The 13419-nt window shown below is 33.9% G+C and carries 9 protein-coding genes; 5 read left to right on the forward strand and 4 right to left on the reverse strand.

Features of this window, described 5'->3' with window-relative positions; all coding sequences use genetic code 11:
- Positions 1–488: 488 nt before the first annotated feature.
- Both B8967_RS04440 and B8967_RS04445 read left to right on the forward strand, forming a co-directional pair.
- Complete coding sequence (locus B8967_RS04440; protein WP_228406023.1) at positions 489–1304, forward strand: helix-turn-helix domain-containing protein; 816 nt, start codon at positions 489–491, stop codon at positions 1302–1304.
- 27 nt (positions 1305–1331) lie between these two features.
- On the forward strand, positions 1332–2495 hold the full coding sequence (locus B8967_RS04445) for an FAD-dependent oxidoreductase (RefSeq protein ID WP_084084698.1): 1164 nt from the start codon (positions 1332–1334) through the stop codon (positions 2493–2495).
- A 96-nt stretch (positions 2496–2591) separates the two neighbouring features.
- Here the strand turns inward: B8967_RS04445 and B8967_RS04450 are convergent, their stop codons facing one another.
- From B8967_RS04450 to B8967_RS04465, 4 genes are all read right to left on the reverse strand, one after another.
- The gene (locus tag B8967_RS04450) at positions 2592–5597 is read right to left on the reverse strand and encodes a reprolysin-like metallopeptidase (RefSeq protein ID WP_084084700.1); all 3006 of its coding nucleotides are present in this window, start codon (positions 5595–5597) and stop codon (positions 2592–2594) included.
- A 535-nt stretch (positions 5598–6132) separates the two neighbouring features.
- The gene (locus tag B8967_RS04455) at positions 6133–7557 is read right to left on the reverse strand and encodes a tetratricopeptide repeat protein (protein ID WP_084084702.1); all 1425 of its coding nucleotides are present in this window, start codon (positions 7555–7557) and stop codon (positions 6133–6135) included.
- A 158-nt stretch (positions 7558–7715) separates the two neighbouring features.
- Positions 7716–9200 (reverse strand): tetratricopeptide repeat protein, encoded by a 1485-nt coding sequence (locus B8967_RS04460; protein ID WP_143330463.1) that lies wholly within the window; start codon positions 9198–9200, stop codon positions 7716–7718.
- 18 nt (positions 9201–9218) lie between these two features.
- Positions 9219–10652 (reverse strand): tetratricopeptide repeat protein, encoded by a 1434-nt coding sequence (locus tag B8967_RS04465; RefSeq protein WP_084084706.1) that lies wholly within the window; start codon positions 10650–10652, stop codon positions 9219–9221.
- 585 nt (positions 10653–11237) lie between these two features.
- On the opposite strand from B8967_RS04465, the gene B8967_RS04470 reads away from it, so the two are divergent.
- From B8967_RS04470 to B8967_RS04480, 3 genes are all read left to right on the forward strand, one after another.
- On the forward strand, positions 11238–11708 hold the full coding sequence (locus tag B8967_RS04470; RefSeq protein ID WP_084084708.1) for a GNAT family N-acetyltransferase: 471 nt from the start codon (positions 11238–11240) through the stop codon (positions 11706–11708).
- Positions 11709–11718: 10 nt separating this feature from the next.
- Positions 11719–12171, forward strand: a complete 453-nt coding sequence (locus B8967_RS04475) for a hypothetical protein (protein WP_084084710.1) — start codon at positions 11719–11721, stop codon at positions 12169–12171.
- Positions 12172–12313: 142 nt separating this feature from the next.
- On the forward strand, positions 12314–13414 hold the full coding sequence (locus B8967_RS04480; protein ID WP_084084712.1) for a hypothetical protein: 1101 nt from the start codon (positions 12314–12316) through the stop codon (positions 13412–13414).
- Positions 13415–13419 lie beyond the last annotated feature (5 nt).

Genomic DNA, 13419 nt, shown 5'->3' on the forward strand with positions numbered 1-13419 from the left:
GCTTTCTGTTGTAAGGTGCAAAGATTTTATCTCCGATAAAATTGAATACCACATCTATTTTTCATGATATTAACCAGTGTTGCAGGATAGTCATTCTAAGTTTTTTAATCTTGTTATTATCTGGGCTATCTTTTGATAGTCCGGGTTTTTGTTTGAAAAATTGGGGAATTAGGGTTGGGAAACGCTAAGGCGCTAAGATCGTAAAAGCTTTCTGTTGTAAGGCGCAAAGATTTTATCTCCGATAAAATTGAATACCGCATCTATTTTTCATTGTCGTAGACTATTCATTCTAATTTTTTTAATCTTGTTATTATCCGGGCTATCTTTTTTTAGTCCGGGTTTTTGTTTGAAAAATTGGGGAATTAGGGTTGGGAAACGCTAAGACGCTAAGATCGTAAAAGCTTTCTGTTGTAAGGTGCAAGGATTATATCTAACATTGAATACCACCTTCTATTTTTCGATATCTGTACATTATAAAAATTCAACAAATGGCTTACGGTTGTCCATTTTTTGTATCTTCATGTACTGAAAGCTTATTAAGATCAATCATGGATAATGACTTCCATTATAATTTCATTGAACCGGATCAGACGATTGCAGATTTTGTAGAAAATCTGGGGACGTTTCAAAACCTTTCTGGAGCAGCTAAGGAAGTGGTTATCATTCCTGACGGACGGGTGGACTTATTCTTTATGCAATCGCCATCTGAACCTTTTTGTGTTACACTTCTGGGGTTGGAAACCTATCCGGAACAAAGAGAAATCCCTTCAAAAACGACAGCTTTTGTCGTCAGTTTTAAGCCTATCGCCGTAGAATATATTTTAAAGACCTCTATTGCCGGTTTATTAAATAAGGGGGAAGTACTTTCCAATGATTTCTGGGGTTATCAAGCGGATGATTTACAGGATTTTGAGCTTTGCTGTAAAAAAGCAACGCAAAAAATAAGAGAATCGATTCCTGAAAAAACAGATGAAAGAAAACATCAACTTTTTAAACTTATATATGAATCAAAAGGTGAAATGAGTGTAAAGGATCTTTCAGAAAAAATAGGCTGGAGCAGCCGTCAGATCAACCGTTATTTTACAAAACAATTAGGGCTATCCTTAAAAGCTTATTCTACTATTTTACGTTTCAGAACATCATTGGAACATATTGCACAGGGAAAGCTCTTCCCTGAACTCAATTATACCGACCAAAATCACTTTATCAAAGAGGTTAAAAAATTCTCCGGAGTTGCTCCTAAAGAATTGTCTAAAAATAAAAATGACCGATTTGTACTATTATCAGTGTTGAAAGGAAAATAAATTTGCCTTGTAAAATTTAAATTAACAATGCTGATAGACAATACATCAATAGCCATCGTCGGTGGTGGTCCTGCAGGACTTACCCTGGCAAGACTTTTACAATTGAAAAACGCGAATGTAAAAGTATATGAAAGAGATCCTAATAAAAATGCACGGGTACAGGGTTCTCCTCTTGATATGCATGAAAATTCCGGACTGGCAGCTTTACGTAAAGCTGACCTGTTGGAAGAATTCAAAAAGACATTCCGTCCCGGTGCAGATAAGACCCTTATTATGAATGAACAGGCTGAAATATTTTTCAGCGATCACGAACTAAAACCTGAGGAAGATTTTGGAGCTGAACATTTCCGTCCGGAAATAGACCGTGGTCCGCTGAGAAATATGCTGCTGGAGTCATTACATCCTGAAACCGTAGTTTGGGACAGTCATTTTTTATCAATGGAGGCCCGGCAGGAAGGCTGGATCCTTCATTTCAAAAATGGAACTTCCGCGTATGCCGATCTTGTGATTGCAGCAGATGGTGCTCATTCTAAAATACGTCCTTACCTCACAGAAATGAAACCTATCTATTCCGGAATCATCATGCTTGAGGGTAATGTTTCAAAGGAAGCGGCCCCGCATATTGATGCACTGATTAAAGGGGGCAAAATAATGGCTTTTGGAAATTCCAAGAATATACTGCTGGGTCAGAAAGGCAACGGTGATCTTGGGTTTTATGCCAGCTTTAAAGCAGATGAAAACTGGAGTGTACAGAGTGGCCTGGACTTTTCGGATAAGATGCAGGTTTTGAAATGGTTTAAAACAGAATATTCTGAATGGAACAGCATCTGGGATGAATTATTTGAAAATGCTCAGACTCCTTTTATCCCCCGCCCGATCTACTCTATGCCTTTGAACCAAAGTTGGGAAACAAAGCCCAACTTAACTCTGCTGGGTGATGCCGCTCATGTGATGCCGCCATTTGCAGGTGAAGGTGCCAATATGGCTATGCTGGACTCTCTGGAACTTAGTGAATGTCTGACAAACCATACATATTCCACTTTACAGGAAGCTATTTCTGCCTATGAAATCAAAATGCGCAAAAGAGCCGGCATTGCCACCCAGGAATCCCTTGAAAACGGAGAACGGATGCATTCTGAAAAAGCGTTAGTTAGTATGCTGAAATTTTTTAATGGTCATATAACTTCATAGTAAACAAAAGGCTGCCTCCAATAAGAGACAGCCTTTTAGTTAATACATCTTTTTTCTCTCCATTTTCAAAAATCTTAATGTGGAGATTTATTCATCTTATTTCTTGATCAACTTATTATTATAAGTGTTTTTGTCATCTTTTATCGTCATTACATACATTCCTTTTACCAGAGAAGCCACATTGATTTTTCCTTCAATTTTTCCCTCCTGAACAAGTCTTCCATCTGCACTGTAGATTTTGTAATCCGCTTTACTTCTAAGGTTCTTCACTTCTACAAATGTATCCGCAGGATTAGGGTAAATAGATACCTCTGATGATTTTATATCTTTTACTTCTCTCACAGCAAGTGTATTATCAGTAATTCTCACAGGAAGATCCATAATACCTCCTGCCTGACTTGGTATTTCACCGCACAAATCATCCAAAGAGCTGGTGGCATACTTACATACAATCCTCATTCTTGTCAACTTATCTCCTGAATACGTAGCTGATGGAACTGTAAAATTAATAGTCCCCATCCCAATATCACCTTTAGGTGCTGTTCCGGATACTTGAGCGATTCTTTCTGACACTTCGAAAACTCCATTTCTATTGTAATCAATCCAGGCAGACATATTTACAGGCATGCTTTGTAATAAGTTTCCTATTCTAGGTGCAATAGTATAGGTGCTACCCTGTGTCAAATTAATAATCTTAGTAGGATCTTCACTTAAATCTTTATATGATCTTGCCGTAACATCAGTATAATTAATATTAGCAACAACTACTTTCAAAATTGCTCCTAAATAAGGTGATCCAGAACTTAATATACAGTAATCAACACCTGTCTTTAATCCTTTTGTTTTAAATGAATAGTTATTAGAAAAAACCCCAAGAGATGAATTGACTACAGCAGCCACCTGTACTTCATAATTCGTTTCGTCTTCTAAGTTATTCAACACTACTGAATTTGCAGCACTTACAACATTAGACCAATTTACAGTTCCTTCTTTTCTGTAATTAATTGAATAAGTAGCTCCAGGAATACTGTTCCATGAAACTCTTGCTGTTGTTTTGAAAACCTCAGTATCCAAAGTAGAGATACCTGTAGGAGCTAATGTAGAAGATGTAGGGGCACCTCCTACAGTAATAACAGGAGAAATTGCATAAAATATACTACCTACAGCCGATATTCTTAGTTTAACGGTACCACTTAGGCTACCCGGCATTTGCACATTATAATTTCCTGTATTGGGAGTTGCAGTCACAAGATCTGCCCATGTAATTCCGTTATCAGTGGTGTAATCTATTTTTACAGCTGCTACATTATAAGGAGCTGTATTTGTATTCGCAACATCCCAATATATTGTGTTTACTGCATCATTATACAGTACTGAAGATGTTGTAAGTCCATTGAATTTGAAAGGTCCATCATTTCCTACCGTTACTGAGGTTGTTGAGCTGGAAACCATTGGACGTTGTGGATTTTGATCTCTTACAGTTACTGCATAATTCAAAACACGAGGAATATAAGATACAGTTTCCCATTCTTGCTTGTTAGTTAATCCTCCATTCATTACTGTCTCTAGTTTAGGAAAATATCTTCTTCCATTCGGTGATCCGGGAAGCGATCTTGTGAGGGCTCCTTTTGAATTATATCCCCAACCGCTGTCTCCTGAAATGGTGGAAAATTCATCTGTACTGTCATTCTGCTCCCATGTATAATTTATAGGATCATTTTCAGCATCGGTAGCTGAAGCTTCAAGATAATAAGCGGTACCTTTAGGAATACTATAAGCTGCCAATGGATTGATCACCGGAGCCGTATTATTATTGATATTTTGAGAGACTCCACAATTAAGTTTATTTTCTAAATTAGTTAACACCTGATCAATTGATTTATAATGAAAATATCCATCCGAATTAGCCTGAACATTATCATATGTAATGCCTGCATATCCCATAATAGTTGTTCCTCCTCCAGGCTCTACATTAGCTCCCTCATTAGCATCTGTGACAGATGTGTTGGAAAACGTATGGTTAGCTCCCAGTTGATGTCCCATTTCATGGGCAGCGGTAAAGTCAAAAATTTCACCTACAGGTACAGGTCCTCTGGTAAAAGCTGATCCTTTTTTAATATCCGTATTATCAGCGGGATCCGGATCTGTACAGACAATCCCAATTCCTCCGGCATTTCCACTTCTTTCTGCATTTTGATGAAAAACGTGCCCAATATCATAATTGGCATTTCCTACCTCAGAAGTAAGTGTTTGCTGTAATTGAGTATTTAAATCATTTGTATAAGGATCTGTAGCAGCATCAAGATAGATGATTTGTGGGAGATTCTGAACCGTAAAATGAGCTCCAAAATCACGTTCGAAAACACCATTTATTCGTGTCATTGTATTATTCATAGCGGCCAGAACAATTCCTTTTTTTATATCATCGGGAGCATTGCTGGGAGTTCCTGCTGCTGTTAGTTGATATTGGCTGTATTCTCCTGTAGCGGACAATGCCATTCTGAAATCTCTGTATTTTGTGTTAGTTGGTCTGCTGGCAATTCCTACTCCCGAAAGCATTTTTTTACCATTCTCTACTAACTTATTAATGTCATTAAGATGATGTTCTCCCGTTTCGCATTTAAAGCCATGTTCTCCTCTCTCTTTTGTTTTGTAGAAAACTCCATAAGTTTGTTTATCAGCACTTATCGGCTCTATAAACTGGAATATCCCGTCTTTGATAATCATAGACTGCATATCACCTGGAGACGTACTGAATCTCAAATATTTAGAAGGATCATCCACTCCAACTCCTACATAAGAACCTAGCTGATATCTGTCTACCAGAGATCTATCCATCACCGGATTGCTATAGACCGCAAATTTTTCGATTCTTCCTTCTGCAGTTGGTAAAGAAATAATAACAGGTTTTGCATTTCTTCCTGTTTCTGCAGCATCTTTTAGAAGGTTTCTCAGAGATTGTAAGTTTAGCTGGTACGAGTACTGAACTTCAATGTTTTTATCTATTTGAGATGATTTTTGAGAAGCAGGTTCCCATCTCTGTCCATAGGTAGCTATACTTCCAGCTACTAATGTACTAACCAATAATAATTTTTTTTTCATAATGTTTTTTAATATTTTTCAAGTATAATTCTTAATGTGAGTAAAGAATAATTTTGGCGAAAACTATCTTCATTTGGTCTTTAATTAAGTAACAAAAAACAATGTCAATTTATATTTTTAAATAGTAAATAGCATTAAATAGATCTACTACATAGATACAACATAGTATACAACACACTACAAATCAATGACATACAATTAAATTGATTATTCCTCTGATGAAAAAAAGATTACAGAATGCTAAAAATTAATGAGAAAAAGAGATAAAGATGTTATCATTGAGCACTTAGAAAGTACACATTTTAATAATCAATTAAAAAAATCAATGATGCATAGAATTTCAATAAAAACAGATAAATGATAAAAAAAATTAAACAAAAATAATAATGTAGTACGTATGTAGTAGGTGATTATTTTTGAATTTCATGAAAAATATTCAAATTTGAAAAAGCAAATCACCAAAAAGCTAAATGGTGAAAAAAAACATTTCGAATAACTGCCTGATGGAATCATCAGGCAGTTTTTTATATCGGATTTATACCAGATTATCAAAAAAATGATAAATATCTGTCTCTGTAGGGATATTAAGTCTTTTTCTGATTCTGTATTTTTTCTGCTGAACAGTCCGGTGTTGGATGAGTGTATAACTGGCAATTTCTTTTGAGGTAAAATGTAATTTTAACATAGCACAAAATGTAAGCTCGGAAGCTTCAAGACTAGGATTGATAATGAGAAGCTTATTGATAAACTCAGGATAGCTTTCTTTAAACCTGTTAAAAAATTCAGGATCATTTTTCCTTGCCAGTTCCAGAATTTCGTCCTGTTTATTATCATCCGCTTTGGCTTTTAATTTTTCTGTTTCGACTTTAAGTGCTTCTTTTTTCTTCCTCAGTATGTCTATAATCCTCCAGGCATATATTCCCAGAACAGAAAACCCCACAAGCGATAATAGGATTACCCATTGCACATTTTTATCATGCCTTTTAGTATCTTTTTTGGTTTCATCAATAAAAGATTCCATATCCTTGTTAATGGTTGTAAATATTGCAATATTGGTTTTATCTATTGCATTGGTATAAGCATTTAAATAAAAATAAGCTTTTTCTTTGTCTCCTTTTTTTTCATATACCATTCTGAGATCGTTGTAAATATATTTGGTATAATGAGCGTATACACGCCGTGTCTTTTTATCAATTTCAAGGGCCTGTAAAAGCATTTCCTCTGCTTTATCATATTGTCCGTCTACAAAGTACCATTCTCCCATCATCGTATTGGTATAAAGCGCTATCCCATCTTTTTTTCCGGAAATATTGGTCTTATGATAGGCTGTTGCTATATATTTGTAGGCAGAATCCTGATACCTGTAATAAACATAATCTCCTATAGCACATTCTGCGTATCCTGTATTATCAATCTTTTGAGCCTTTTGAAAAAATTTCAATCCTTTCTGGTATTCTTTCTTCAAGGAAAAATAAACACCCAGTCTAATATAAATATCGAAAAGCAGCTTATCTTTTAATTTAGAATTTTCACTTTTATAAATATTATTCAATGCTTTATTATAATTCTCAAAAGCCTTATCCGTTTTGCTAAGTTCAAAATTAAACCGTCCATACGCAGTATAGAATATTGCTTTATGAAGGTTATTTTGAGAATTTTCCAGAACATTTTTTGCTTTACCAAAAAGCACTTCCGATTTTTGAAAATTTCCAAGAGAAATATTTAATTTAGCTAGATTGACATAGGTCAAAGCCTTCCCTTCTTCATAGCCCATTTGATTAGCTTGTCTGTAATATTTTGTATTAAGACTGACAAGAGAATCATATTCCCCGGATAGGCTGAACTGCTCATTTTTTTCCCCTAAAGAAATATCAAAGTTTTCTTCATCCTGTTTACGGGAACGCTGATTACACGAAACCAAAACAATCAACACAATAAAAAGAAAAAAACGGATCATCATATTTTTTAATATTTTCCAATATAATTTATGAGTAAAAAAACTGTTTTTTTAACAGGTAATAATATTCTCTACTCTTTATACTTCACTTGTTTCACATTGAATAAAACCTTTTCCTAAAATTCATTTGACAATACTATACTTATCATTATTATTTTTTATTATAAACCATCAAAAAAATCATAAATATCTTCTTCTGCCGGAATATCCAGCCTCTTTCTGATCCGGTATTTTTTTTGCTGAACCGACTTATGCTGCACAAAAGTATAATCAGCAATCTCTTTGGATGAAAGACGGAGTTTCAGCATAGCACAGAAAGCCAGTTCAGAATTTTCGAGACCAGGATTAATCTTTAAAAGGGCACCTGCAAAATCAGGATATAGTTCTTTGAATTTCAACAAAAAAGAAGAATCATTTCTTTTCACCAGTTCCATAACTTCCTGAAACATCTTGGTATTTACGTGTCTTTTCAAATCTTCAGTTTCCATTTTTAAACTTCTTTTTTTCAGTCTCAGGGTATTGATAACCTTCCGAACATAGACTCCCGAAACAGTAACTACAGCAATAGCTAATGCAATAGCCAGGGGCAGCTTATTTCTCTTCCAGTCCGATTCTCTCTTTGTTTCCGATATAAATTCATCCAACGTATGATTTATTGCGATTAATTGGGCAGAACTGGATTTTCCCCGTTCTTCCGTATATTTTTTCAGATAATAATAGGCTTTGTCCTCTTCATGCATTTTTTTATACATTTCGGCTAAAGATTGATATACTTCTACCATATGTGAAGAATATGTATGTCTTATTTTTACATTAATTCCCAGTGCTTTTTTAAGATTTTTTTCTGCCTCTTTATAATTGTTGATCTCATTATAATAGTAGCCCATCGTATAATATACCCAAAGAGATTCTACATTATTTATTTTCTCGGTCAGTATTTTTTCTTCTGCTCTGTGAATGTATATTCCTGCCGGTTCCAGCTGGTGCGTAAATAAATAATATTGCGCCACCATACAGTTGGTATATGCTGAATTTTCTAATTCATTTGCTTTTAACAAACATTTCAAAGAAGTTCCCGACCACCCTTTCCATGCAAAATAAGCTCCTCTGTTCACCAATAGCCTTGGAAGAAGTTTATCATTGAATTCTGACTTTTTGACATCCTTTACATCATGAAGTGCCTTGTCATTGTATTCTATCGCCTTATCATACAGTTTAAAATGAGAATAATATTTACTATAACTATCATAAAACAACGCTTTATGATATGCATTTCCGGATTTATATAAAGCTTTTTCTGCTTTTTCAAAAAAAACCAAAGCCCTTTCATAATTTCCGGCAGAAACATTCACCCTTGCTATATTGAGATAACAAAGTCCTTTCCCTTCTCCATAACCCAATTTTCCTGCTTTTTTCAAATAGTCTATGTTCAGGCGGATAAGAGCTTCATATTCACCTGATGACAACAAAAAATCATTCTTACTCAGTAAATTGTTATCAAAGGTTTCTTTCTCTTTTTCACTTATATTCTTATGTCCACATGAAACCAAGACCAGTAACAAAGCTATACAAAAGATATAGGTGCTAGTCTTCTTTACTTGTTTTAAAAGGTCTACCAACCTCTTTTCAAATTCATATGACAACATATTGATTATCATCCTTTTTTATTGTAAATGGTCAAAAAAATCATAAGTATCTTCTTCTGCCGGAATATTCAGCCTCTTTCTGATCCGGTATTTTTTTTGCTGAACCGACTTATGCTGCACAAAAGTATAATCAGCAATCTCTTTGGATGAAAGACGGAGTTTCAGCATAGCACAGAAAGCCAGTTCGGAATTTTCGAGATCGGGATTAATCTTTAAAAGGGCACCTGCAAAATCCGGATATAGTTCTTTGAATTTTAACAGAAAAGAAGAATCATTCCTTTTTACCAGCTCTCGAACTTCCTGAAACTGCTTGGTATGCATATGTTTTTTTAAATCATCGGTTTCCTTTTTTAAGTTTCTCTTTTTCAGTCTCAGTGTATTAATAATCTTTCGAACATAGACTCCTGAAGTTGTGATCGCACCAATGGCTAAAGCAATAGCTAAAGGCAACTTACTTCTATTCCAGTCCGACTCCTTTTTCGTTTCTGTCATAAAATCATCCATCATTTTATTCAGTGTTGTCAATTGAGCAGAACCAGATTTTCCTTCTTCCTCGGTATATTTTTTCAGATAATAATAAGCTCTGTCTTTATCATGCATCTTTTTATATAGTTCTGCCAAAGACTTATAGCAACGTCCTTTGAATACAGAGTAAACGCCTTGTGTTTCTAAAATGAAAAGGGCTTTTTTAAAAGCTTTTTCAGCATCTTCATTACGATTCAACGTATTATAATACTCGCCCATTGTGGAGTATACATAAAAGGACTCCACATCATCTGTTTTATCACTCAACATTTTTTCATTAGCCTTTACAAGATATGTTTCCGCAATATCCGGCTGATGGACAGACAAATAATATTTTGCCAACATACTATTGGTTAACTTTGAATTTTCAAGTTCATTGGCTTTAAGGAAAATTTTCAGTGATGTACCCAACCAGCCTTTTTCCATAAAATAAGTTCCTCTATTCAAATACATCCTGGGAAGAATTCTATCTTTAAGTTTTGATTTTTTTGCTTTATTCATATAATAAAATGCAGTATTGCTATATCCTATTGCCTTATCGGTTAAATTAAGAAATTTGTAATACCGGCTATAATTATGATAAAATAAAGCTTTATGAAGTGGATTTTTAGAAATGTCAATATATTCCCTCGCCTTATTGAAAAAAAAATTGGCTTTTTCATAATCCCCAATGGTCACATTAATACATGCAATATTATGATAGCAAATACCCTTACCTTCCGGATAATTCATCTTTTCTGCTTTTTTCAAATACTCTATGTTCAGACGCATAGCAGATTCGTATCCCCAGGTTGACATGTAAGTATGATTTGCAAACACTAAATCGGTATCAAAGGATTCCTTCTCTCTTTCACTTATATTCTTTCCGCATGAAACCAAGACAAGCAATAAACCTATACAGAGGGTATAGATTTTAATATTTTTCATGATTTTTTTAATAACTAATTTTACTTCTGATCATTTAACTTATTAACGCTAATTGAAAAAGTATTTTTTCAATTTTTTTCACCCATTCATCTGTAATCATATTATTCATTTTCCTATACCTACCTACGCATCATAAGAAATAATACCAAAACAGAATCCAATTAACATATTATTATATCTTTCGATTATTAATAATTCCTCCATATAAATATACATAATTTATCATACTAAAGGAATACTAGGTATTAATTTAATAAACAATATAATTATTAACGAATTATTTCCCATTTTTCAACCTCAGTCTACTACAAATAAACTAAGAATGCATCTTTTCGCTTAACAAAAAATCTGCCACACCCCTTAATTTTTGACCAAAAACAAGAGTGAAAATACAAATAACATGAAAATTATTCTACCTTTTATTATTTCCAAGTAAAGTGATATACAAACACACATCACACATCTTGACAAATAATCAAATACTCGACTTAACTTAATTGACATAAAAAAAATTCTTAACAATTGATGTTATCTGTATCCTAAACTATTCGCATCTTTGCTATGCTATAGCATTACAACTTATCTATGACTATTGAATACAGAAAATTGCATCCGGCTGAAAGCAAAATCTATAGACTGCTCCGGCTGGAAAGCTTGAAAAAGTTTCCTGAATCATTTGGGGCTACCTATGAAGAAGCTCAAAATACGGAAAAGCTAAGAATGCAATTTGATATAGAAAATCAAACGCCGGAAAGATTTGTTTGGGGGGCATTTGCAGATGCTCAGCTTATAGGAATCTGTGTTTTCGTTAAAGATACCGGTTCTTCGGGAAATATCTACCAGATGTATGTCCAAGAAGGATTTCAGGGTAAAAACATAGGGTACGAATTGGTAGAGGCTGTGATTCATGAAGCAAGAAGATTATTTCATCCTATCGATATTTTCCTGGATGTAATCCCGACCAATGAAAGAGCTTACTATTTATACAAAAAGATTGGATTTAAAGAAGTGGAAAAAGAAACGGATTCTAATATAGTCATGAAGTATCATCATTAAAACGATTATTATGAAAAAACTACAGATTTTCCTGTTTTCACTCTGTTTTTCAGCAGCTATAGCACAAAAACAGTACAGTATAGAACTTCTTTTCCTTACGGATACTCATGAAATAGCTCCGCATGTTGAAGTCACTTTTATGAAAGAAAACAAAACCGGTGCTATGATTGTAAAAAAAGTAAAAGCCAACGATAAAGGACTTGTAAAGCTTAACCTCTCTGATACTTATTTTGGTACAAAAGACTCATTACTTATTCAGTCCTATTATTATACCAAGGATACCTATTACTTTGATTACCATGAGGAACTTTCAAAAAACCAGTTTCCTTTCAAAAAGACCGTTATCCTTGAGCATATTGTTCCTCCCACACTTGAGCAAATTAACAGCTCTCATGTTCCACCACCTCCTATGCTTCCCCAAACTTCAAATAAGAAATCAAAAACAGATGACCATTATGACTGAAAAAAATACTATGCAGAAGTCATTATTTCCATATGGCATTTGGTGACAGTAGAACATTTCGGTTTTCAAAATCCTGCAAATCATAAGCACCCACCCATTAGTTGTAAACTTTCCAAAAACAGATCGCACAAACTAAAAACTGATGAAGACTATAGAACAACTTCAAGAAAAATTCAGCAAAGCTCAAAAGAATTATAAAACGATTAAAAAAAACACAGAACAAAAAGTAATCAGATGGTTTTGGACAACTGACAGCATTTCTAATCTTGAGCCTTTTTATTTTGAGGAAAACCGCTTTCCAAAAGGCAGACTTCATAAAGATGAACCTGTAAAAAAAGAAAATCAGTATCAATATGGTGTTGATGACCATAATGAAATCATTGTTGAAAGACAATTCACGGGTCTAAAAGATTTATTTTACGAAATTTTTTATATCAGGGAAAAAGATAACATAGAAAGCTACCGATTTGATTATAGTATAGAAAAAGAAATAGACCATGTGGAACTTTTCATGTATGAGCATTCAGTATTAACTATTAGTTATGCTGTTTTTAAAGACGGTTGGATTAAATATCTGTACACTTATAATAAGGGAAAACTGTCAACTAAGACAATGCAGCGTATCTATCAAAACACAGAAGTTCCTGATAGGATATTTGATTACTATTATGACGAAACAGGGCTGCTTCAATCTATAAAAGAAAAGGAGCATTATTGGTATAATAAGCCGAACAAGAAAATTAGCTACAAAAAATTAACCGACCTTGTATCAGAAAAACTTCTTGAAATTCTAAAGCAAAACATTTTACATTATAACATTCAGGAAAAAATTTATTGTATCTATATTTATTATTATCATGAGGAAATGCTCCCGCCTTCAATTGGATTTGGAACCGAGTCAGACCGTAAAGAATGGCTCAATGAAAAAGGGAAAGAAGCAAAATGGATAATTTGGAATCCAATAGACTATTCCCATTCCCTCGAAATTGAGTTGAACGAAGAAACTCAAAATCTGTTTAATTTATACAATCAAGAAACCTCTTTACATCAGAAAGAAAATAATACGATAAAAATGATTATAGAATGCTGTAAAAATTTAAAAAATAGTATTTCTGCATTTGAACTCAACAAAACGGATGATTTTGTGGTGGTTGCTTCTGACTATGAACAAAGCGATTTGAAGAAAAATTTTAAACTTATTAACCCTGAATTATTTTACGAATTTAAAAATAAGCTTGTGTAAAAAAG

Origin of the sequence: Chryseobacterium sp. YR221, assembly GCF_900176315.1 — a bacterium.
Classification (GTDB): domain Bacteria; phylum Bacteroidota; class Bacteroidia; order Flavobacteriales; family Weeksellaceae; genus Chryseobacterium; species Chryseobacterium rhizosphaerae.